Origin of the sequence: Allochromatium humboldtianum (assembly GCF_013385175.1) — a bacterium.
GTDB lineage: Bacteria > Pseudomonadota > Gammaproteobacteria > Chromatiales > Chromatiaceae > Thermochromatium > Thermochromatium humboldtianum.
This window is the reverse complement of sequence record NZ_JABZEO010000001.1, coordinates 52,155-75,010: the sequence shown is the minus strand read 5'-3', so window position 1 is coordinate 75,010 and position 22,856 is coordinate 52,155. Positions and strand designations below refer to the sequence as shown.

Below are 22,856 nucleotides of genomic sequence, written 5' to 3'. Positions count from 1 at the left end.
TGTCACGGGTCGTCGAGGTCGAGATCCGGGTCGATCCTGAACCTTGGCCCGTCATCGAGCGCTGGTGACTTCGTGAGTTCGATCTCCAGCCCTGGCACGGATTGGGCCGGCGGCGCCGAGGCGGACAGGGCCTCACGGACCCGCGACTCGACCTCGGCGATGGCATAATGCGGCTGCTCGATCAGGCGCACCAGAGGCAACCCGACGGCCTTGCAGAGCCGATCCAGCCCATCCGTTCCAGGCGTCTTGCGCCAGAGCCGGCGCGGCGCCAGATTCACGGCGCAGCGCGGGATCAGGGTCTCGCGCTCGCAGATCAGGACGTCGAAGCGATAGCGTTCCAGCCGATCGGCGGCCCGCTCACGTTGGCGCCGTCTCAGACGCGGCGCGATGTCCAGCACCTCGGAGGCGCGCACCCGGACCAGCAGGCGGTAGTCCGCGCCCAGGATGTGCTCCAGGACCGCCAGCAGGGCACGCTCGGGCACGTCCAGCAGCGGCGTGCGCAAGATATAGGGTCGCGGACGACGCCAGCCAAGCGCCCGCGCCAGCTCGATCAGCACGGCCAGCAGGACGATCCCGCCGAGACCGATCAAGACATGGAAGTGTCCCATTCATCCCACCCGTGGAGCATCACTTGGCCAGCGGCACACGGTTCTTGTGATACCAGGCCCGGTCCAATGACCAGACTACCGAGTCCACGTCCGGCTGGCTGATCATCACCTTGATCGCCTGCATCTCGATGGCGCGGAAGCGGCGCTCGGCCTCGACCACCTCGGGGGCGTCGGCGGGCTTGTCGGCCAGCGACGGATCGATCCGGTTCAGGAAGGGCCGCAGCGGGGCCTCCGAGGCCTGGGGGCTGGTCAGGGTGACGACGCCGTTGAGAAAGAGCAGCACCTTGAAGTCATAGGGATATTCCGCGAGCATCGGATCCTGCTCCAGCACCTCGTTGAGCTGCCAGACGCGCGGACGCAACTCGTCGTTGTGCCAGGTCAGGGTCACGATCAGAAAGATCAGGAACGCGGCGGAAGCGATGATGGAAGTCAGTGTCAGTCGATCCATTGGAAATGGCGGCCTCTGGGTGCGTTACGAAGCCCGACATGATGCGTGCGAGACACGGGGCGACGCAAGCGACCTTGAACCAAAGCGATCGAGAGCGACCAAAGGACCGACCCCAGCGAAGGCGGTTACACTATCCACCTCGAATCCGTCGTATCCATCGAGAGACCGACCACGATGACCCTGGAGAGCCGGGCCGACCATCCCTTCACCGCGCGGCGGGTGTGGGATCATGTGCGTCTGAAACCCTATGGCGACAGCCTGCTGACGCCCGCCGCGCGGGTGTGGCTGGGCTTCGCCTGGACCATCATCCTGCTGATGGCCACCCTGGAGGGACTCGTCTGGGGTCTGGTCGGGGCGAGCATCGTGCCCCAGGACAGCGCCTGGCTGAAACCCTTCGCCGGACTGCTGCTGTTCGTGCTGATCTTCTCGGTCGTCTGGATCATCGATGCCTCGCTGGTGATGTCCGAGCGCCCGATGGCGCGCGCGCGTCGCTGGAATCCGGGCGCCAATCAGGGCTTCTTCGCCCTAGTGCGCTGGCTGTTCGGCTTTCTCGCCCGGCTGGCCATCGTCGCGCTCTCGCTCTATGTCACCGCGCCCTTCCTCGGCAAGCTCATCCGTGCCGACGACATCGCCGGCTATCACCAGCGCCAGGTCGAACAGTACTACGCCGAGCGCGACGCCCGACTCGAGGCCCAGGTCGCCGAGCGCACGGCCCAGATCGAGGAGAACCACCGTGCGCGCGTCGAGTCGCTGGCGCGCGAGATCGAGCGCCTGACCGAGTCGATCGCGCGCGAGCGTCAACGCCGCACCGAGATTGAGGCCGAGTTCGCGCCCGAACTGGAGCTGCTGCGCCGTGATCTGGTCGCGGCCCAGCAGCGTGTCGGTGACGAGATCCTGGGCCGCGATGGTCGCCCCGAGGGACGTGGACCCGAGGCGCGCAAATGGGAAGCCAACGCTCAGTTGCTCGCCGGCCAACTGGAGGCCAAACAGTCCGAGCTGGATGCGCGCGTGAGCGAAATCGATCAACGTCTCGGCGAGTGGGAGCGCACACTGCGCGAACGCACCGAGACCCTGCAACGCCTCGGCGAGGAGCACCAGCAGCGCATCGACGGCATCACCGCCGAACTCGCCGCCCAGCAGCTCGAACCCAATCCGCCGCGTCTGACCTTCGCCACCCGCTCCAAGGCGCTTCAGGCCCTCCAGGACAGTCCGGAGGAACAGGGCGTGCCCCACTTCGAGACGGTCGAGGGCTTCGCCCAGGCCACGCTCGGCGTGCTCTTCCTGTCGCTGATCGCGCTCAAGCTGTTCGAGCCGGGTTCGGTGCGCGCCTATTACAGCGAGACCATCCAGATGCAGTACCGCAAATATCTGGACGGCGGCCTCGACGACATCCCCGGATTCGCGCCGCTCGACGACAGTGGACACAGACTCAACCCGGTCGAGTTCACCCGTCTCTGGCTGGCCTATGAAAAAGACCCCACGGCCTTTTTCGCCGAGCGTCAGGCCATCATCGAGGTGCGCGAGCCGTTGTTGCGCTATCTGGCCGAGCGCGAGCTGGAGCGCGATCGTTTCGCCCACCGGCGCGAGAACCTGGAGGACGAGCTGCTGTTCGCGCGCCGACGGCGCGAGCGCGAGCTGGCGGCCTTCGAGCGCGAACTGGAGGTGCGCACCAATCAGCTCCAGGCGCAACTATCGACCGAGACCAAGGCGCTCAAGGACCAGAGGCGTATCCAGCTCGCCGTCGAACTCCAGAAGGCGCGTCAGGACTGGAACCTGCGCCGATTGCACGAGGAGGAGGAACTGCAACGCGAGCGCGAACGTCTGGATCACGCGCATCAGCAGGCGCTCGAAGCCATCCGTCTGCGCGAGCAGGAGATCGAGCATGTGCGTGAGCGCAGTCAGGCGCGCGTGCGTCAGGCCGAGGTCGCCGAGCAACTGGCCCATCAGCGCAAGCTCGCCGAACTCGAACAGCGCCGCCGGCACGAGAACCGCAAGACCCTGATGAGTGCCGCGCGTGAGGAACTCGCGCGTCTGCGCACGCTCGAGACCAAACAGCGTGCCGAGCGTCAGGGTCTGCGCGAAAGCGGACGCAAGCTGGAGGACGAACTCGCCGCGACGCGCTCGGGCATCGCCGTCTGCGAGGTCGAGTTGGCCGAGCTGAGTCAGAGAGCCGCGACGCTGCGCGAGCAGTTGGTCTGGCGTCAGGCCGAGGAGGCCAAGGCCGAGGAGACGCGCAAGCGTAGCTTCTGGTCACGCTCGGGACGCGCCGCCGAGGGCCAGTCCGCCCGCGAGATCGAGCGCGAACTCAAGGCCGTGGAGAAGTCCGAACGGGCCGAGGCCGAGCGACTGGTCAGGCTCAAGGACGAACGGCGCCTGCTCGAACGGCGGCTGGAGGCCGGTGCAGGCGAGCGGCGCGAGGCCGAGATGCGACTGGCCGCAACCGAAGCACGCATCCAGTTCCACGAGGACAGCCTGACCACCCTGCTCGCGCCCAAGCCCGTCACCGAGACCTGAGTCTGAGACCGCTCGCGCCGCGTCGCCTCGGTCGTTCGGGCGTCGCGGTCGAAGACGGCACGCCCTTCAACAATGCGACATCAAGCCTCGCCGCCGCGCGTGGCGATATAGCTGTTACGTCCCGCATAATTCCCCGTCTCAATATGAATCGACAGGGGCTGGAGGGTTCGCCAACACGACATCCTCATAGACATCGTCCAGGGTCAGGCGCGGATGCAGCGGCGGGCAATCGAACACGATCTCGCTGCCATTCTCATAGACCTGATGCCGCCAGTCGCCCGCTTCGTCCCGGCTGTAGACCTCGACCCGGCGGCAATCCTGAGCGACCAGGATGTAATAGCGCAGCGACGCCAGAACGCGATAGGCGATGAGCTTTTCACGCCGATCGGTCAGTTCAGTGCTCGGCGAGAGCACCTCGGCGATCAGACAGGGCGCAGTTTTATAGAATGGCTCGGCATCCTCTGACGCGCAGGTCAAGAGAACGTCCGGATAATAGAAGGCATCGTGCGCGGCGACCCGGACTTTCATATCGCCGATGAAGACGCCACAGGGCATACCACGCGCGGCGGCACGCAAATGAAAAAACAGATTGCCGGCAATACGATTGTGCGTCTCGCTGGCGCCGGCCATGGCAAAGACCTGACCGGCGATATATTCGTGACGTATGTCGCTCTGCTGTTCGCCGACGAGATACTCATCGACATCGATCGTTAGGACGGCGGCGGCGGCTGGCATGATGACGCTCCTGTTCAACTCGCAACACACCCAAAGCATGCCAGTCCACAGACGCTTTGCACAAGCCTTGCAGACCGCCGCCGCACACGCCGCGAATCCGTCACGGCGCAGCGCTCATCAAGCCTCGCCACCGCGCGCGGCGATATAGCCCAGCGCTTTGTCGATGCGACGCAGTGTCGCCTCCTTGCCGACCAGCATCAGCGTCTCCTCGATACCGGGAGACGCCGCGCGCCCGACGATGGCCACACGCAGCGGCTGGGCAACCTTGCCCAGATTGAGCTGCAATTCCTCGGCCACGCCCTCGACCACATGCTTCAACTGCTCGGGCGTCCAGTCCTCGAACGCCATCAGCTCGAAGCCGGCGCGCAGTTTCTCCAGCGGCTCGCGTGCGACCAGACGCAGATGCTTCTTGGCCGAACCTTCGTCGAACTCCTCGAAATCGCGATAGCAGAAGGCGCTGATCTCGGCCAGCTCGACCAGCGTCTTGGCACGCGCGGCCTGCGCCTTGACCACATCGACCAGATCCGGCCCGGTCGAGGGATCGATGTCGATCCGGCCCATGTGCGGACTGAGCAAGCGCGCCACGCGCGCCGGCTCGGCCTGTTGCAGATACTGCTGATTGAGCCAGTCGAGCTTGCTGGTGTTGAAGCTGGAAGCGGCCTTGTTGACGTCCGAGATATCGAACAGCTCGATCATCTGCTCGATCGAGAAGATCTCCTGATCGCCGTGCGACCAGCCCAGACGCACCAGATAGTTCAGCAGCGCCTCGGGCAGATAGCCCATGTCGCGATAGGAAATGACGCTCACCGCGCCGTGACGCTTCGACAGCCGCGCCCCGTCGTCGCCGAGGATCATGGGCACGTGCGCATACCGTGGCGGCTCGAAACCGAGCGCACGCAGGATGTTGATCTGACGCGGGGTGTTGTTGATATGGTCATCGCCCCGGATGACATGGGTGATCTCCATGTCGGCGTCATCGACCACCACGCTCAGGTTGTAGGTCGGAGTGCCGTCGCTGCGACGGATGATGAGATCGTCGAGTTCCTCGTTGGCGAACGGCATCCGGCCACGGATGAGGTCGTCGACGATCACCACGCCATCGGCGGGATTCTTGAAGCGGATGACGTGCGGCTGACTCGGATCGACCTGCTTGTGGCGGCAGCAGCCGTCATAGCGCGGCTTCTGCTTGCGCGCCATCTGATCGACGCGCAGCTTCTCCAGACGCTCCTTCGGGCAATCGCAGCGGTAGGCCAGCCCCTTGTCGAGCAGCTCATCGATGATCTGGTTGTAGCGGTCGAAACGCTGGGTCTGATAGAACGGCCCCTCGTCATAGTCCAGCCCGAGCCAGGTCATGCCCTCCAGGATGGCGTTGACCGACTCGGCCGTCGAGCGCTCCAGATCCGTGTCCTCGATGCGCAGGACGAACTGACCGCCGTGCTTGCGGGCATAGAGATAGCAGAAGAGCGCGGTACGGGCGCCGCCGACGTGCAGATAGCCGGTCGGCGAGGGAGCGAAGCGAGTGCGGACGGTCATGATGTTCCTGTGAGGCTCGGATGGATGAGAGGCCCGAATTCTACACGCCGACGCCCGACGAATGACAACCGCGCCGCCCTTCCCCGTCCCATCCTGGAACGCGAAGCGCTAAACTCGGTCGCTGGTTTGGCTATTTGGGGGGCGAGCGATGAAATTTTCCGAAGCAGACGCTGGCGGCGGCTATCTGGTCGAGGGCTACAGTGCCGATTGGATCAGCATCTCAGGACGCCGCTACACGCGCAGCCTGATCCTGACGCCCTCGGACATCATCGAGCCCTGGGGGCCGACACAGGCGGCGGACCTGAACCGCCTGCACCTGACGGCCATCTCGCATCTGTCGCCACGGGTGGTCCTGATCGGCACCGGCGAGCGATCGGCCTTCATCGATCCGGTGCTCTATCTGAACCTGATCGAACGCGGCATCGGGGTCGAAGTCATGACGACGGGCGCGGCCTGTCGAACCTACAACATCCTGATGGCCGAGGGACGTGAGGTCGTGGCCGGACTCATCCTCGAAACGAACGGTTGAGCGAGGCGGGCTGAATTCATGGATCGTTCCATCGTGCTCTCCATTCTCGGTGCCGCCGTGCTGGGTTTCGTCGGGATGCTGCTTCTGATGCCTGACCCCATCGAGGACGAGATCGTGCGTCTCCCCTGGCTGATCGAGCAGGACGCCGGCGGACGTACCCAGGTCTTCGGGTTCACGCTGGGCAAAACGACGCTGGCTGAAGTCCGCCGGGTCTTTCGCGAGGACGGCGAGATCAACCTGTTCCGCGCGACTGGTTCGTCCGGGACGCTCGCGACCGAGGTCTATTTCGAGCAGATCCATCTGGAGCGTCTGCGGGCCGATTTCGTGCTGACCCTGGACGTGGACCAGACGACCCTGGCCACCATGTACGAGCGCGGACTGCGCATCAGCCAGACCGGCAGCGGCAGCCAGAAGGTCAAGCTCGACCCGAGCGATGCCGAGCGTCTGGCCGAGCGGCCCATCCGCGCCATCGTCTATCTGCCCAAGGCGCGGCTCGACGCGGCACTGATCGAGCAGCGTTTCGGCACACCGAGCCGGCGGCTCACCGAGTCCGAGACCGGCATCGTCCACTGGCTTTATCCCGAGCGCGGACTCGACATCGGGCGCGATCCCAATGGGCGCGTGGTCATGCAGTATGTGAATCCGGCCGATTTCGGCGCCATCCTCGAACCGCTCACGACGAGCCTGGACTGAAAGCGCCCACGAAAAGCCCCGCCGAAGCGGGGCTTTTTCTGGCGTCGAGCCGGGACGCGAACGTCCCGGAGCGCTCGGGCTTACATCATGCCCATGCCGCCCATGTCGCCCATGCCGCCGCCCGGCATCGCCGGGGCGTCGTCCTTCGGCTCGTCGGCGATCATGGCTTCGGTGGTGATCATCAGACCGGCGACCGAGCAGGCGTTCTGCAGAGCCGAACGGGTGACCTTGGTCGGGTCCAGGATGCCCATCTCGACCATGTCGCCGTACTCGCCGTTGGCGGCGTTGTAACCGAAGTTACCCGAGCCCTCAGCGACCTTGTGCAGGATGACCGACGGCTCTTCACCGGCGTTGGCGACGATCTGACGCAGCGGCTCTTCCATCGCGCGACGGGCGATGGCGATACCGACGTCCTGATCGTGGTTGGAGCCCTTGAGATCCTTGACGGCTGCGATGGCGCGAACCAGCGCGACACCACCACCGGGGACGATGCCTTCTTCGACCGCCGCACGGGTGGCGTGCAGAGCGTCTTCGACGCGCGCCTTCTTCTCCTTCATCTCGATCTCGGTGGCGGCGCCGACCTTGATCACGGCCACACCACCGGCCAGCTTGGCCAGACGCTCCTGGAGCTTCTCACGATCGTAGTCGGAGCTGGTCTCCTCGACCTGAGCGCGGATCTGCTCGCAACGGGCCTTGATGTCGATCTCGGAACCGGCGCCGTCGATGATGGTGGTCTCGTCCTTGCCGACCTGGACGCGCTTGGCGGTACCCAGATCGTTCAGGGTCGCCTTCTCCAGCGACAGACCGACTTCTTCCGAAATCACGGTCGCGCCGGTCAGGATGGCGATGTCCTGAAGCATGGCCTTGCGACGATCACCGAAGCCCGGAGCCTTGACGGCGCAGACCTTGACGATGCCGCGGATGGTGTTGACGACCAGGGTCGCCAGGGCTTCGCCCTCGACGTCTTCGGCGATGATCAGCAGCGGCTTGCCGGCCTTGGCCACACCTTCCAGCACGGGCAGCAGATCACGGATGTTCGAGATCTTCTTGTCGTGCAGCAGGATGTAAGGTGCGTCGAGCTCGGCGCTCTGGCTCTGCTGGTTGTTGATGAAGTAGGGCGACAGGTAGCCGCGATCGAACTGCATGCCCTCGACCACGTCCAGCTCGTTCTGCAGCGAGGTGCCGTCTTCGACGGTGATGACGCCTTCCTTGCCGACCTTCTCCATCGCCTCGGCGATGATGGTGCCGATCGAGTCGTCGGAGTTGGCCGAGATGGTGCCGACCTGAGCGATGGCCTTGGTCTCGGTGCAGGGCTTGGAGAGCTTCTTGAGCTCTTCGGTGGCGGCCTCGACGGCCTTGTCCATGCCGCGCTTCAGATCCATCGGGTTCATGCCGGCGGCGACCGCCTTCAGACCCTCACGGACCATGGCCTGAGCCAGAACGGTCGCGGTGGTGGTGCCGTCACCGGCGATGTCGGAGGTCTTGGAAGCGACTTCCTTGACCATCTGCGCGCCCATGTTCTCGAACTTGTCCTTGAGCTCGATCTCCTTGGCCACGGAGACGCCGTCCTTGGTGACGGTCGGGGCGCCGAAGGACTTCTCCAGCACCACGTTGCGGCCCTTCGGACCCAGCGTGACCTTGACGGCGTTGGCGAGGATGTTGACACCCTCCATCATGCGGACACGGGCATCACCGCCGAACTTCACGTCTTTTGCGCTCATGCTTCTAAATTCCTCGAATGAATCGGTTTCTGTCTTGATTGGGAAAAGCTTGGAGACTCAGGGGGCGGAAGGCCGATCAGCCCTCGACGACCGCCATGATGTCTTCTTCGCGCATCACCAGGAATTCCTTGCCGTCGAGCTTGACCTCGGTGCCGGAATATTTGCCGAACAGCACGCGGTCGCCGACCTTGACGTCGAGCGGACGCGCCTGGCCGTTGTCGAGGATCTTGCCGTTGCCGACGGCGATGATCTCGCCCTGGATCGGCTTCTCGGTGGCGGAATCCGGGATCACGATGCCGCCGGCGGTCGTGCGCTCCTCTTCCATGCGACGGACGACGACGCGGTCATGCAGGGGACGGATGTTCATGGATGGCTCCTCGATACAGGTTGAGAAGTGGGTGGGTCGAGTCGCCGCGAGACCGACGCCGGGCCGGCCTGTTAGCACTCACTTGTAACGAGTGCTAATGGTAGAGCGAAATCGTCGGCTGTCAAGTTCCAAAGCGCGTTCTGGGGGGATGGCGGGTCGTGGAGCGGGAGACGGGAAACCGCGCTGAAGCGGAAAGATCGAGACCGTAGGGCACGCCCGTGCGCGCCCTACCTTGGATCACATCATCGTAGCGCTCACAGAGCGCTCAGTTGTTCTTGGCGCCCTGGGTGATCCAGGCCTCGACCACGGCGATCTCGGCAGCGGGCAGCGGGCAGCGGATCCTTGCCGTGCGGCATGCGGATGGACTCATCGACCTCGCCGGCCACCAGGCGATAGAGGCTGCTCGACAGGGCATCTCCAGGAACCACCACGGGTCCGAACTTGGTGCCCTTCATCAGGGTGTCATAGGATTCGACCAGGAAGCCACTGGCGGCATGACCTTGGCCATTGGGCAGATGGCACTCGACACAATGCTTCTTGAGAATGGGCTGTACGTCCTGCGCAAAGCTCACCTCGGGGGATCGATTGCAGCCAGTCAGGGCGACCAGGATCAGAGGCAGTCCAACGGTAGCGAAACGGGACAGGTTTTTGTTCATCTCATCGATCTCGTTATTAGGGTTGGAGACAACTCGCCTTGCAAGCCGATCCTTGCTCGACTCAGTCGACAGCACGGCCGCATTCCGATGCCCACAGGATCTGTGCGGAAAACGACTGGCTGACGACTCAAACATAGACCCGATCGGGTCTATGAAACCATGATCCAGGCCAAGATTTCGTGCGACTCCGTCCCGGATCGATACGTTTTTTTTCAGCCAGCCCGCCGCCAGGTCGTTCCTTGAGGACCGTCTTCCAGCACGATGCCGGCGGCGGTGAGCGCCTCGCGCAAACGGTCGGCCTCGGCCCAGTCCCTGTTGGCGCGCGCGGCGCGGCGCTGCGCGATCATGGCGTCGATCTCGGCATCGCTCGGACCGTCGGCGTCCGCGCCGCCGCGCAGATAGCGCTCGGGATCGTCCTGGAGCAGACCCAATGCGGCGCCCAGTTCGCGTAGCAGGGCGCCATGCGCCGCCGCTTGGTCCGAGCCATCGGACCTGAGCCGATTGATCTCGCGCGCCAGCTCGAAGAGCACGGCCAACGCCTCGGGCGTGTTGAAATCGTCGTCCATCGCCGTCTGGAAGCGGGCGCGAAAGGATTCGTCCTCAGCGGGCGCGGCCTCGGGCAGTCCGCGCAGCGCGGTATAGAGCCGGGTCAGGGCCGCGCGCGCCTGCTGGAGCGCGCTGTCGTCGTAGTTGAGCGGACTGCGGTAGTGGCTGGTGAGGATGAAATAACGCACCTCCTCCGGCCGGTAGAGACGCAGGATCTCGCGCACGGTGAAGAAGTTGCCCAGCGACTTGGACATCTTCTCCTCGTTGACGCGCACGAAGCCGTTGTGCATCCAGACGTTGACGAAGGGTTCGCCCGTGGCGCCCTCGGACTGAGCGATCTCGTTTTCGTGATGCGGAAACTGAAGGTCGGCCCCGCCGCCGTGGATGTCGAAATGGTTGCCCAGACAGCAGGTGCTCATGGCCGAGCACTCGATGTGCCAGCCGGGGCGCCCCGGTCCCCAGGGCGAATCCCAGGCCGGCTCGCCGGGCTTGGCCGACTTCCAGAGCGCGAAGTCGAGCGGATCACGCTTGGACTCGCCGATCTCGACCCGCGACCCGGCGCGCAGATCGGCCGGATCCTTGCCCGAGAGCTTGCCGTAGTCGGGGAAGCGGCTGACGGCGTAGTAGACATCGCCATTGTCGGCGACATAGGCCAGCCCCTTGTCGATCAGGGTCCGGACCATGGCCAGGATCTCGCCGATGTGCGCCGTGGCGCGCGGCTCGTCGGTCGGCGGCAGCACGCCGAGCGCCTCGCTGTCCTCGCGCATGGCCTGGATGAAACGCTCGGTCAACGCCTGGAAGGGTTCGCCGTTCTCATTGGCGCGGCGGATGATCTTGTCGTCGATATCCGTGATGTTGCGGATATAGGTCACGTCATAGCCGAGCGCACGCAGATAGCGATAGACCACGTCGAACACCACCAGCACCCGCGCATGACCGAGATGACAGTAGTCGTAGACCGTCATGCCGCAGACATACATGCGGACCTTGCCGGGTTCGATGGGTTGGAAGGGAGCTTTCTGGCGGGTCAGGCTGTTGTGGATCTGTAGCATCGCGGTGGCTTGGGTTTGAAATGACCAACATCGAGACCCCATGGTAACAAAGGCGCGGGTTCGCGACGCGATCGATCTTCGTCGGCAGCGATTGGCCGGATGCGATCGATTGGGCAGCCCGGCGACGATTGCACTAAGATACCCCGCCTTGTCACACGATAGCCGCCAGAGACCATGCCACATCGCACCCTGACCGATTCCGGCGTCGGCGCGCACCGACGTCCCCTCTTGGACTCGATCGACAGTCCGGCCGACCTGCGCGCCCTGTCCGAGAGCCAGCTTCCCGAACTCGCCAGCGAGCTGCGTTCCTTTTTGATCGAATGCGTCTCCAAGACCGGCGGACATCTGGCGGCCGGACTCGGCGTGGTGGAGCTGACGCTCGGTCTGCACTATGTCTTCGACACGCCGCACGACCGGCTGGTGTGGGACGTCGGTCATCAGGCTTATCCGCACAAGATCCTCACCGGGCGACGCGACCGCATGTGCACGCTGCGCCAGAAAGACGGCATCTCGGGATTCCCCAAGCGCGGTGAGAGCGAATACGACACCTTCGGCGTCGGCCACTCCAGCACCTCGATCAGCGCCGCGCTCGGCATGGCGCTCGCCGCCAAGCAGAGAGGCGAACGGCGCACCGTGATCGCCATCATCGGCGACGGGGCGCTCAGTGCCGGTATGGCGTTCGAGGCGCTCAACCATGCCGGCTCGATGGACATCGATCTGGTGGTCATCCTCAATGACAACGAGATGTCGATCTCGCCGCCGGTCGGCGCCATCAGCAACCATCTGGCGCGTCTGCTCTCGGGCAAGCTCTACACCAGCGTGCGCGAAGGCAGCAAGCACGCCCTGGCCGGGATGCCGCAGTTGCGCCATCTGGTCGGGCGCTGGGAAGAGCACATGAAGGGCATGCTGATGCCCAGCACGCTGTTCGAGGAGCTGGGTTTCAACTACATCGGCCCGGTCGACGGGCACGACATGGACGGACTGCTGCGCACCCTGCGCAATATCAAGGACATGCCCGGCCAGCGCCTGCTGCACATCGTGACCAAGAAGGGACGCGGCTTCGAGCCGGCCGAGGGTCAGCCGGTGATCTACCATGGCGTCACGCCCTTCGATCGCCAGACCGGACAACTGCTCAAGGCCAAGGGCGCGGGACCGACCTATACCCAGATCTTCGGCGGCTGGCTCCATGACACCGCCGCCGCCGATCCGCGTCTGGTCGGCATCACGCCCGCCATGTGCGAAGGCTCGGGTCTGACGGCCTTTTCCAAGCGCTTCCCCGAGCGCTATTTCGACGTCGGCATCGCCGAGCAGCACGCGGTGACGCTGGCCGCCGGACTCGCCTGCGAGGGGCTGAAGCCGGTCGTGGCCATCTATTCGAGCTTCCTGCAACGCGCCTATGACCAGCTCGTGCATGACGTGGCGCTCCAGAACCTGGACGTGACCTTTGCCGTCGATCGCGGCGGACTGGTCGGGCCGGACGGTGCGACCCATGCCGGCAGCTTCGATCTGAGCTTCTGCCGCCCGATCCCGAACCTGGTCATCATGACCCCATCGAACGAGAACGAATGCCGGCGGATGCTCAGGGCGGCCTATGAATACGAAGGCCCGGCGCTGGTGCGCTATCCGCGCGGCGGCGGTCCGGGTGTGGCCATCAATCCGAATGCTCCGGCACTGCCGATCGGCCGGGGCGAGATCGTGCGCGAAGGGTCGCGGATCGCCCTGCTCGCTTTCGGTCCGCTGGTCAAGACCGCGCTGGAGGCCGCAGAGGTCTTCGATGCCACGGTCGCCGACATGCGCTTCGTCAAACCGCTCGACGCGGCGCTGATCCTGGATCTGGCCGCGCGTCACGAGATCCTGGTGACGCTGGAGGAGAACGCGATCGCCGGCGGCGCGGGCAGTGGCGTGGCCGAGCTGCTGTCGGAGCAGGGCGTGGTCAGGCGCTGTCTGCATCTGGGTCTGCCCGACCGCTATGTCGATCATGCCGAGCACCATGAACAGCTCGCCGATGTGGGACTGGATGCGCCGGGCATCATCGCCAGTCTCCAGGCCGAACTTGCGCGGCACGAACACGGGGGCTGAAACCATGCTCGACGTCCAGCCGATTCCAGCCTTCGAGGACAACTACATCTGGCTGCTGACCGAAGGGGCCGGCCACACGGTCGTGGTCGATCCGGGTGATGCAGAACCCGTGCTGGAGCGGTTGAGCGCCGAGCGGCTGACCCTGACGGCGGTGCTGATCACGCATCATCACTATGATCACACCGGCGGGCTGGATGAGTTGCTCGCGGCCTTCCCAGGACTGGAGATCAACGGCCCGGACGACGATCGCATCCGTGCTCTCACTCACCGTCGGCGCGAGGGCGAGACCTTCGTTCCGGCTGGATTGACGACGCCCTTCCAGGTGCTGGAGGTTCCGGGTCACACCTCAAGCCATATCGCCTATCTGGGCGCCGGCCGGCTGTTCTGCGGCGACACGCTGTTTGCGGCCGGGTGCGGACGGGTCTTCGACGGCACCTTCGAGCAACTCGCCCATTCACTGGAACGGATCACCACTCTGCCCGCCGACACGCTCTGCTATTGCGCGCACGAATACACTCAGGCCAATCTCGGTTTCGCCGAGTGGGTCGAGCCGGACAGTCCGGCGCTGGCCGAGCGCGTGCGTCAGACCCAACTGCTGCGCTCCAGCGGACAGCCGACCGTTCCCTCACGCCTGGATCTGGAACGCGCCACCAATCCCTTTCTGCGCACCCGCGAACCGAACGTCATCGCCGCCGCCGAGCGTCAGGCCGGGCACAGGGTGGCCACGAGCGCCGAGGTCTTCACCGCCCTCAGACGCTGGAAGGACGAGCGCTACGATTGATGCTCAGTCCGTGAAAACCAATACTGGAGGGTGGCCAGGAGCTGCTGGGGCTCGACCGGCTTGGTGAGAAAATCGTTCATGCCAGCCTCCAGGCATTGTGTCTGGTTATCGGCAAAGGCATTGGCGGTCATGGCCACGATGGGAGGCTGGGTGTCCATCGGAAGTCGGCGAATCCGACGTGTGGCTTCCAGCCCGCCCATGACAGGCATCTGCATGTCCATCAAGATGAGGTCATAGCGGTGTCGTTGTACGCACTCCAGCGCCTCGGCCCCGTTCTCGGCGGTGTCGGTGTGCAGCCCCAGATCGGCGATCAGTTCGAGTGTCACCTCGCGGTTGATCGGTTCGTCCTCGACGAGCAGAAGACGGCATCCGGCGCAGACCTGCATGAGTTCGTCCATCTCGATGGGCGCCGGCTCCGGCACGGACGCTATAGACGGAGTTCCACGCTTCAGGCGCACGGTGAACCAGAAGGTACTGCCAACCCCTAGCGTGCTCTCGACCCCGGCCTCACCGCCCATCAGCCGGGCGAGCTGCTGGGTCAAGGCCAGCCCGAGTCCGGTTCCACCATACTGACGGGTGATCGAGGTGTCCAATTGCTCGAACTCGTTGAACAGACGGGATAGATGCTCGGCTGCGATCCCGATACCTGTGTCTTCGACCTCGAAACGCCCCAGGACGCTGTCACCCAGGTCCGCTTCGGGGAAGGCGCGCAGTGTGACGGAACCGTACTGGGTGAATTTGATGGCATTGCTTGCATAGTTCAGCAATGCCTGCTGGAGACGGGCTGAATCACCGAGCAGATGCGACGGCCAAGCCTGGAGTTTGACGCAGAGCTTCAAGCCTTTTTCCGCCGCCTGATCGGAGAGCATGGCCACGAGATTGCGCATGATCGCTTCGATACGGACCTCTGATTCCTCCAGCGTCAGCTTACCGTCTTCGATCTTGGAGAGATCGAGGATGTTGTTGATGAGATCGAGCAGATGACGCCCCGCCACCTCGATCTTGTCCAACCGCTCGGCCTGTGTCGGGATGAGGGCTTGCTGGCGCATGAGGCGCGCCATGCCGAGCACGGCATTGAGCGGGTTGCGGATCTCATGGCTCATGTTGGCGAGAAAGATCGACTTGGCCTGGGAGGCCGCCTCGGCCTGATGGCGCAGCTCGATATCGATGAGTGCGCCAAGCTCGGTTGCGGAGGCCAGCTCCTCATGCGCCCAGCGCCAACTGCGCAACCGCACCGTCTGCCGCCAGGCGGCGAATGACTGTCGCGGTCCGATGCGACCATCCGGCCCGATGCTGACCATCTTGTCCGGGTTGCCGGCCCAGGTCACATGCCGCACCTGTTCGGCCCGAAACCACAGTAGCCCGAGATCCCGAGCAGACGCCAGGCGCAGGAACATCAGCCCAGCCGCCGTTGGCCCCAGATCGACCGTCTCGGGCAGATGGTCACTCAGACAGTCGGTGGCGAACAGCGACGAATAGTCATCATTGATGTGCCGGCAGAGGTCGACAGCCAACTGGGAGATCCGTTCGGCCTCAGGCGTCGTGCCGGCCGTATAAACCTGGGAGCCGGCGATCAGGGCCATGCCTTCAGCACCGACCGCTCCAAGCAGGTCGGCTTGATGCGCGCCCGTCAGCAGGTTCTGGAGTCTCACCCCCTGACGCACCGCCGCCATCACCCGCTCGCGGCAGGTCTTCAGATGCTGCTCATACAGACGACGGCGCCGATCCTCGGCCACCTGGATCTGTGTCTCCAGATCCTGGGCCATCCAGTCCATGACCCGACGGATCTCGTCTGAAACCCAATAGGGAGAGAGATGATGGCAGGCGATCAAGCCCCACAGCCGGTCGTCGTGGAACAGGGACAGCGTCAGGGTGGCACGGACCCCCATGTTGCGGAGGTATTCCACATGCACCGGGGAGACGCTGCGCAGCAGACTGCGCGAGAGATCGAGCGGCCGGCCCGTGATGGGGTTCGGTTCCGGCTCGATCGGCACCGGGACATAGTCGATATCGACGATCGCGCGGGTACGGTTGATCAGGTAGAGCCGTCGGGCCTGATCCGGAATATCGGACGCGGGATAGTGCAGTCCCAGGTAAGGCTCCAGGTCGGGACGCCGCGCCTCGGCGACGACCTCGCCGTGCCAGTCGACCGGATCGAAGCGGTAGACCATCACGCGATCATAGCCGGTGAGGTCGCGCAGCAAGGTTGCCGCCTGCTGGAGTTTCAGCGGTAGATCCGCTTGGGCGCGGACCCCGACGAGTCCGCGCACGGCGCGGGCGAGCAGGTCGTCGGAGGCGCCGGGAGGTGACGGCGCCGGCTCCAGTTCAAGGATCACCAATGCCTCGGATTCATGCACATAACCGGTGAAGGCGACGCCATCCAGCGGCGAGCACCAAGCGAACGAGACCGGGGCGCTGGGTTGTTCGCGGTACGTCGCCAAACCGGCTTGGGCGGCTGTCAGCAGTTCCACTCCCAGTACGCTGTCCAGCTCACGCTCCAGCAGAGCCGCCGGCGCGATTCCGAGCCGATCCTTGCAGTTTGCAGTCGCCTGGACGATGCGCCACGGCGACTCATGGAGGGCGAGCAAGACGCCGTGCGGTTGGATCGCACCCGCCAGATGAATCGGCTCGGACGCGCACTGATCGAGGTCGGGGAGATCGTTTGGCATCCCTGGAGGTTCCGCCATAATCGACTTGAAGAGACCGGGTTCCCACGATCAAGCACAGCAGGATCGAGTGAAGGGATTCTGTGCGGCCGCCCAGGCTCCGTCAATACCGGCGTGCGCACACCAGTAGCACTGAGCGGTCTGGGATCATGGCCTTTTGGGGCTCGCTTAGACCATTCCGCCCATCTTCATCAGCGCGCCGATGATGAGCGTGGTCTGAAGGAATCCCGCCCCGACGACCCAGCGGATGAGTTCGGCCTTACTCTCGGCAATTCGGGCGTTCGTCTCCGCGATGTCTCGCTTCATCTCCAGGCGCAGTGCCTCGATGTCGCGCCGCAGGTTGTTCTCGTGGGCCTCGACCTCGGCCTTGGTCGACATCTGCCGGTCAATGATCTCGGCCAGGGCGCGGGCCTGTGTCGCGGCTTGCTGTTCGTTGAATCCACCGGCCTTGAGCGTTTCGGCATAGGCCAGGGTGTCGAGCACAAAGGTGGTCATGGGGTATCCCTCTCGGGGTGTCGGTGTCTCGAATGTGAGTGTGAACCATCCGTGGGTCAATAGCGATCAGGCGGCTTTCCTCTCGGCGTGCAGCCGCGCTAGGCCGTCGCCGACTCGCCCCGCCCCCTTCACGTTTACCCACTCAAACGAGAGCGGCCGACTTGTTGCGCCGGTCAACTAACGCACCGCTGCGAGCACATTGCCCTTGACGCCAGACCTAGGGAAAGCACAGAATTTCCATTCACTTATCTATTCACTTATCTATTCATCTCATGTCTCGCCACGCTGACCCCATCCGCCTTCAGCTCTCCAGAGGGCCGCTGGCCAGCAGACAACTTTTTGAAAAAATAGGAATTAGTCAGCCGACTGGGTCGCGCGCCCTAAAAGCCCTTGGCAGCGAAGTTGTTCGGTTCGGCTCGGGACGAGCTATTCACTATGCCCTGCGCGACGAGGCACGAGGGCTACCTGACATCGCAATCTACCGTGTCGACGTCGAAGGGCAAATTCGGCGGCTCGGAATGCTCATCCCGGTGCGCCCTGAGGGGTTCGTCATGCGTCAGGAGAACGGCGCTGCTCACCATAGCGACGGACTTCCGTGGTGGTTACTCGACATGCGTCCACAAGGTTATCTAGGGCGAGCCTATGCGGTACGCTACGGGGCCGAACTAGGGTTACCTGGCAGCCTTTCTGACTGGACGGACACTCACGCCCTACGGGCCTTGCTGGTGCACGGCCATGACGTCGTAGGCAATCTCCTTCTTGGGGAGATGGCTCGTGAGCGCTTCCTGTCTGCCCCGCCCCCGACACCCGTGCCTATGGCTGAGAAGGCGGGCCATTACGTGCAACTAGCCGCAGAAGCTGCCCGCGGCGACACGCCCGGTTCGTCCGCAGGTGGTGAGCAACCGAAGTTCACTACGTTCGCCGAAACACCGGACGGGCCGCGCCATGTCATTGTGAAGTTCACGGAACCTGTCAACGGGCTAGTGAGCGAGCGATGGAGCGATCTTCTGCTTGCAGAACACCTTGCACTGGAAACGTTGCGAGAGGCTGGGGTGGCCGCTGCCAGAACGCGCGTCATCGATCACGGACAGCAGCGCTTTCTCGAAGTTGAGCGTTTCGATCGGGTTGGAGCCGCCGGACGACGAGCAATCATCTCGTTAGGCGCTTTTGACGCAGAATTCGTCGGGTCTGGAAGGGATCGCTGGCCTATTGTTGTGCGGCGCCTGTCCGCGTCCGGCGAAATCCGCCCGGAGGCTGCCGATGAAGCGGATCTCCTTTGGGCTTTCGGCGCGCTGATTGGAAACACTGACATGCACCTCTACAACCTGTCCTTTGTTTCGGATCACGGCCGCCCCTACGGCATCGCCCCAGCGTATGACATGTCACCCATGTGTTTTGCCCCCCGCAGCGGCGGCGGCATGGCCGACACGATTCAGAAAGCAACCATCCATTCGGACGTGTCGAACGAAACATGGCGCCGGGCTGGGCAACTGGCACGCGATTTCCTGGCTCGCATCCAGCGTCAGAGTGTGTTTAGTCGTCGATTCGATCCTTGCCTCCATTCGCTGACACAGCACATCGAAGCCGCAAGCGTGCAGATCGCCAAACTAGGATAGCCGCAGCCCCTCTTGCTCGCGCTGAGAGGAGCCGCGATCAGATTAGAGACTGGCTCAGGCGATATCGGACGGCAAACCAGCTTCACCAGCTGGTCGAGTTCTCCGCCAAGGATCTTGGCCCAGCGGTCGAAATCGGCCTCCACCTTGGCGGCGAAGACGTCGGCGTCCTTCTTGGTGCGGAAGTATTCGGTGATCTCCCGTCCCTTGCGACGGATGCGCACTCGCCAGGGTTTTTCGCGCCCCTTGAGCTTGTCGATCGCGGCCATGCTCGCCCCGTGTTGCGTGTTGACGTGGGCGTTAGTGTAGCGGTGTTTTTGAGTAGTGGGATCAGATTGGGATCAAACCGGGGATCTTGGCTCAGGCTTGGCGGGGCGATGCTCTTGCAAGTGCCTGATTTGGTTGGCGGAGAGGGAGGGATTCGAACCCCCGGACCCTTTCGAGTCAACGGTTTTCAAGTCCCTATTGATCGCTACACGCCACCACTGGACGCACTATAGCACGCTGTAGAATCAGTGACTTGAGCGTTTTATGTGGTGTCATGTAGCGTAGAAAAATGCCATATCGCGGCTAGAAGTGCGCTCAAATTGCGCTCAAATCAGGCATGGAAGCGCCCATAAAAAACCCGCCAATCGGCGGGTCTGAGATCATGGCCTTTTGGGTCTCGCCTAGACCAACCCGCCCATCTTCATCAGCGCGCCGATGATGAGCGTGGTCTGAAGGAATCCAGCGCCAACAACCCAGCGGATCAGTTCGGACTTGGCCTCTGCGATGTCGCGCTTAGTCTCTAGGCGCAGGGCTTCGATATCGCGCCGTAGATTGTTCTCGTGGGCCTCGACCTCGGCCTTGGTCGCGGCTTGCTGTTCGTTGAATCCCCCGGCCTTGAGCGTTTCGGCATAGGCCAGGGTGTCGAGCACGAAGGTGGTCATGGGGCATCCCTCTCGGGGTGTCGGTGTTTCGAATGTGAGTGTGGCTCATCCGTGGGCCAATAGCGATCAGGCGGCTTTCTTCTCGGCGTGCAGTCGCGCAAGCTCGCCCTCTGCGCCGCCGATCGGTCGAATCACCACGCCACCGGGGACGGCGTACAGATCCGCGCGACCTGTCTCGCTCAGGACATCCTTGATGCATCGCCCACGCGCGACGATGGTCTTGATCCCCTGATCGGGGAACAGGCGGTTGAACTCAGCAGCAGTCATTTACGCGACCTCCTTCAGGTAGGCATACATCGACGCGCGACTGACGCCAAAGGCCGCAGCCAACTGCGTCGCTGGCTCGCCCTGGGCGCGACGTGCGCGCGCTTCTTCAATCTGTTGGTCGGTCAGTGCAGCCGGACGGCCAAGATGCTTCCCAGCCCGTTTCGCGGCCTCGATTCCTTCCCTCTGGCGTTCGCGGATCATCGCGCGCTCGAACTCGGCAAAGGCACCGAGCATCTGGAGCATGAGCGTCTGCATGGGATCGTTCTCGCCCGAGAAGGTCATGCCCTCCTTGTGGAACCGAACCACCACGCCGCGCGCGACCAGATCGCCGACGAGCTTCTGAAGCTCCAGGAGGTTACGCGCCAGCCGGTCTATCGAGTGGACGTGCAGCACGTCGCCATCGCGCAGATATTGGAGGCACTCTTGCAGCGCCTTACGGTTCTCAGACTTGGCGCCCGATGCCTTGTCCTCGAACACGCGATCCAGATCCACGCCGTCGAGCTGGCGTTCGGTGTTCTGATCGACGCTCGACACCCTGACGTATCCGATTTGCTTGCCGCTCATGGTCGTTGCCCTCTCCGCTCGTTATCGTGTCTGAATAGATTATAGACGTTTCTGGATTTCCGTCTAGAAAATGTTTTCAGACCTTTTCAGACGCGCGTTTGCTGGGCTTCGCCGATGGTGCGCAGTCGTCTAGCAAGGTGTACCTTATTGGATGCATGAAACCATGCCATCGCGGCGGGCCTCGACCCGCCACTGATCGATGGTGGCTACGGTCCCATCACGGCCAGATTCGGCCCCCGCGCCGTCCGCATCAGCTCGTAAAGCTCCCTGTGCGCCCGTGCCCGATCGGCAAAGTCAGCAGGCAAGATCGATGCGTCTGCGGTCCGGGTGAACTGACTCAGCATCGCGCTCTCGGCATCCAGCTCGGCAATCTGCGCCCGCACTTCATTGTGATCCAGCAAGGGCTTGATCCGGTCGAGTTCGCGCTCGGGCACTCCTGCTGAGCGCATCTTCTCGCGGGCCTTCAAGACTGACTCACTGGCTCCGCGCTCCAAGAGCCGCTCCAGCTTCTTCCGCTCGCCGATCAGCTCAATGATACGGTGGCTCGCGTAAGCCACATGATCCTTCAGGCGTGCGGCTTCCTCCTTGCACACCCGGTTTGTCTCGGCAATCTCGTTCGAGATGTCTTGCTCCAGCCGCCTCAGGCGCTCCGTCGCAGCGCAATAGGCGTCGGGCAAGCTCTCGGCCTCGGGCGCCAGGATTTGGGCCAGGGCGGCGACGGCCTCTGGATCGTCCCGGAGTCGCGACCAAAGGTTGCTCAGGGCGCTGAATAATTTCCGGTGGTGCTCCGCGCCGCCGTGGCGCAGGTCGTCATGGAATGCCATCCGTTGTTGCAGATTCATCATGGCTTGGCTCCGGTGGTGGTGATATGGGATTCGATGGCTGAGAGGCGCTGCTCGACGCGCTCTACGTGACCCTCAAGCCGCTCAAGCATGTCGACCAGGGTGATGAGCGCGTGAAACAGGCTCTCGTGCTGGCGACTCGTCAGTTCAATCAGGCGCATCCCCACGTGCGCGACCACTTCATTCGTTGCTGTCATGTTCAACCTCTCAGTCCGGCCAGTCGTTCGGCCTCAATGCGCGCGGCCTCAGCGTCGGATGCTTGCATCGCCTTGTTGTAGAGTTCGTCGAGCTTGTCGAAGTCGATCGGCGTGATCGACGTGTCCGGTGGCCGGGCACTGCCCACCAGGGCCAACAGCTCGGATGCCGTCTCGGTGCTGAGTTCGCCAGCACTCACGGCCTGCAACAGCCGATCAGCGACGGCTTGCCGGTCTCCGGTGACATCGATGCTGACTGGCTCGCTCATGGGCCTCAAACGCGCTACGCAGCGATCCAGCAGGGCCACGGCGGCGACGGTATCGCCTTGCTTGGCCTGCTTGATGAGCGCCCGGACAAGTTCGTCGCCGTGTTGGGCGATCAGGCGCCGAAGTCGGACGCCTGGGGAAGAACCTGAGCCGGGCTTTCGGCCTTTCGGATTGCCGGACGCGCCGGGGACGAACTTCCCGTTGGCGTCGCGTTGGTGGTTGGTGGGTGGTTCGGGCATGGGATGCTCCCTGTTGCTACCTGCAAGATCAGGCTGAGAGCATCATCCAGTGTCGAGAAGGGGTGATCTGGCGCTTTTTTCCTGATTTGGGCGTGTTCCGACCCTGATCGGTATCGAGGATCAGGTGAAATCGGGCGGGGGTTTCTTCAGTCCATAAAAAAGGGCGCTACCCGAGTTTCTGGCCACCGAAAAAAGGGCGTCTCCAGGGCGATTTGAGATCGTGATGGGTCGCGTTTGAAACGGCACCCTGGGCGGCGACCACTGCCGCCCTTTCCGGTAGTGCTGGGGTGGTGAAATGCCACCTCACAGCAATGGCAGGGATCAGGGTCAGGCGGATACCTGGGGCGGTGCTACTCCGGTAGCACTGCCGTCAACCTGCCCTTCCTGGCGCGCGATCGTTGCATTGGCATCCAGCCCACTCCCCGCGCGCGGACTACCCGGTACATCCTTAATTTGATGAGGTACGAAAAACAAAAGCGGCGCTCGACTGCTCGGGCACCGCTTCTGCATCCAAACAT

Annotated in this window: 22 protein-coding genes; 6 read left to right on the top strand and 16 right to left on the bottom strand. The window is 63.6% G+C overall.

Annotation, left to right across the window (positions count from 1 at the left end; genetic code table 11):
* Window positions 1–2: 2 nt before the first annotated feature.
* Window positions 3–608, bottom strand: a complete 606-nt coding sequence (locus tag HW932_RS00340) for a DUF2726 domain-containing protein (RefSeq protein WP_176974516.1) — start codon at window positions 606–608, stop codon at window positions 3–5.
* Window positions 609–627: 19 nt separating this feature from the next.
* Complete coding sequence (locus HW932_RS00335; protein WP_176974515.1) at window positions 628–1,056, bottom strand: hypothetical protein; 429 nt, start codon at window positions 1,054–1,056, stop codon at window positions 628–630.
* 174 nt (window positions 1,057–1,230) lie between these two features.
* Here HW932_RS00335 and HW932_RS00330 point away from each other — a divergent pair, with 174 nt between their 5' ends.
* Complete coding sequence (locus HW932_RS00330; RefSeq protein ID WP_176974514.1) at window positions 1,231–3,570, top strand: coiled-coil domain-containing protein; 2,340 nt, start codon at window positions 1,231–1,233, stop codon at window positions 3,568–3,570.
* Window positions 3,571–3,708: 138 nt separating this feature from the next.
* Here the strand turns inward: HW932_RS00330 and HW932_RS00325 are convergent, their stop codons facing one another.
* Window positions 3,709–4,305 carry a Uma2 family endonuclease gene (locus HW932_RS00325; RefSeq protein ID WP_176974513.1) on the bottom strand — a complete coding sequence of 199 codons (597 nt, stop codon included), beginning with the start codon at window positions 4,303–4,305 and terminating at the stop codon, window positions 3,709–3,711.
* Between the two features lie 117 nt (window positions 4,306–4,422).
* On the bottom strand, window positions 4,423–5,838 hold the full coding sequence (gene gltX, locus HW932_RS00320; protein ID WP_176974512.1) for a glutamate--tRNA ligase: 1,416 nt from the start codon (window positions 5,836–5,838) through the stop codon (window positions 4,423–4,425).
* A 148-nt stretch (window positions 5,839–5,986) separates the two neighbouring features.
* On the opposite strand from gltX, the gene HW932_RS00315 reads away from it, so the two are divergent.
* Entirely contained in the window at window positions 5,987–6,367 is a 381-nt protein-coding gene (locus tag HW932_RS00315; protein WP_176974511.1) for an Mth938-like domain-containing protein, read from the top strand.
* 18 nt (window positions 6,368–6,385) lie between these two features.
* Window positions 6,386–7,060, top strand: coding sequence for a hypothetical protein (locus HW932_RS00310; protein ID WP_176974510.1), 675 nt, complete (start codon window positions 6,386–6,388; stop codon window positions 7,058–7,060).
* 80 nt (window positions 7,061–7,140) lie between these two features.
* On the opposite strand, the gene groL is transcribed toward HW932_RS00310, so the two are convergent.
* From groL to cysS, 4 genes are all read right to left on the bottom strand, one after another.
* A complete protein-coding gene (gene groL, locus HW932_RS00305) occupies window positions 7,141–8,781 on the bottom strand; it encodes a chaperonin GroEL (RefSeq protein ID WP_176974509.1) in 1,641 nt (546 codons plus the stop codon).
* A gap of 76 nt (window positions 8,782–8,857) precedes the next feature.
* On the bottom strand, window positions 8,858–9,148 hold the full coding sequence (gene groES / locus HW932_RS00300) for a co-chaperone GroES (protein ID WP_176974508.1): 291 nt from the start codon (window positions 9,146–9,148) through the stop codon (window positions 8,858–8,860).
* A gap of 254 nt (window positions 9,149–9,402) precedes the next feature.
* Window positions 9,403–9,804, bottom strand: a complete 402-nt coding sequence (locus tag HW932_RS00295; protein ID WP_246296587.1) for a c-type cytochrome domain-containing protein — start codon at window positions 9,802–9,804, stop codon at window positions 9,403–9,405.
* Between the two features lie 212 nt (window positions 9,805–10,016).
* Complete coding sequence (cysS, locus tag HW932_RS00290; RefSeq protein ID WP_176974507.1) at window positions 10,017–11,402, bottom strand: cysteine--tRNA ligase; 1,386 nt, start codon at window positions 11,400–11,402, stop codon at window positions 10,017–10,019.
* A 174-nt stretch (window positions 11,403–11,576) separates the two neighbouring features.
* Here cysS and dxs point away from each other — a divergent pair, with 174 nt between their 5' ends.
* The gene (dxs, locus tag HW932_RS00285; RefSeq protein WP_176974506.1) at window positions 11,577–13,481 is read left to right on the top strand and encodes a 1-deoxy-D-xylulose-5-phosphate synthase; all 1,905 of its coding nucleotides are present in this window, start codon (window positions 11,577–11,579) and stop codon (window positions 13,479–13,481) included.
* Window positions 13,482–13,485: 4 nt separating this feature from the next.
* Entirely contained in the window at window positions 13,486–14,262 is a 777-nt protein-coding gene (gloB, locus tag HW932_RS00280; protein WP_176974505.1) for a hydroxyacylglutathione hydrolase, read from the top strand.
* Here the strand turns inward: gloB and HW932_RS00275 are convergent.
* A complete protein-coding gene (locus HW932_RS00275; RefSeq protein WP_176974504.1) occupies window positions 14,253–16,931 on the bottom strand; it encodes a response regulator in 2,679 nt (892 codons plus the stop codon). The genes gloB and HW932_RS00275 overlap by 10 nt on opposite strands.
* Before the next feature lie 165 nt (window positions 16,932–17,096).
* A complete protein-coding gene (locus HW932_RS00270) occupies window positions 17,097–17,423 on the bottom strand; it encodes a CCDC90 family protein (RefSeq protein ID WP_176974503.1) in 327 nt (108 codons plus the stop codon).
* A gap of 272 nt (window positions 17,424–17,695) precedes the next feature.
* Here HW932_RS00270 and yjjJ point away from each other — a divergent pair, with 272 nt between their 5' ends.
* Window positions 17,696–19,039: a type II toxin-antitoxin system HipA family toxin YjjJ gene (gene yjjJ, locus HW932_RS00265; protein ID WP_176974502.1), complete on the top strand. Its 1,344-nt coding sequence runs from the start codon at window positions 17,696–17,698 to the stop codon at window positions 19,037–19,039.
* 665 nt (window positions 19,040–19,704) lie between these two features.
* Here yjjJ and HW932_RS00260 read toward each other — a convergent pair.
* The 6 genes from HW932_RS00260 to HW932_RS00235 form a co-directional block, all read right to left on the bottom strand.
* Entirely contained in the window at window positions 19,705–19,965 is a 261-nt protein-coding gene (locus tag HW932_RS00260; protein ID WP_176974501.1) for a hypothetical protein, read from the bottom strand.
* Window positions 19,966–20,031: 66 nt separating this feature from the next.
* Complete coding sequence (locus HW932_RS00255; RefSeq protein WP_176974500.1) at window positions 20,032–20,232, bottom strand: hypothetical protein; 201 nt, start codon at window positions 20,230–20,232, stop codon at window positions 20,032–20,034.
* Complete coding sequence (locus HW932_RS00250; protein ID WP_176974499.1) at window positions 20,233–20,796, bottom strand: recombinase family protein; 564 nt, start codon at window positions 20,794–20,796, stop codon at window positions 20,233–20,235.
* A gap of 206 nt (window positions 20,797–21,002) precedes the next feature.
* Entirely contained in the window at window positions 21,003–21,638 is a 636-nt protein-coding gene (locus HW932_RS00245; RefSeq protein WP_176974498.1) for a hypothetical protein, read from the bottom strand.
* A complete protein-coding gene (locus HW932_RS00240; RefSeq protein ID WP_176974497.1) occupies window positions 21,638–21,835 on the bottom strand; it encodes a hypothetical protein in 198 nt (65 codons plus the stop codon). The genes HW932_RS00245 and HW932_RS00240 overlap by 1 nt, the downstream gene beginning before the upstream one ends.
* Before the next feature lie 2 nt (window positions 21,836–21,837).
* The gene (locus tag HW932_RS00235; RefSeq protein WP_176974496.1) at window positions 21,838–22,338 is read right to left on the bottom strand and encodes a DUF5681 domain-containing protein; all 501 of its coding nucleotides are present in this window, start codon (window positions 22,336–22,338) and stop codon (window positions 21,838–21,840) included.
* Between the last annotated feature and the right edge of the window lie 518 nt (window positions 22,339–22,856).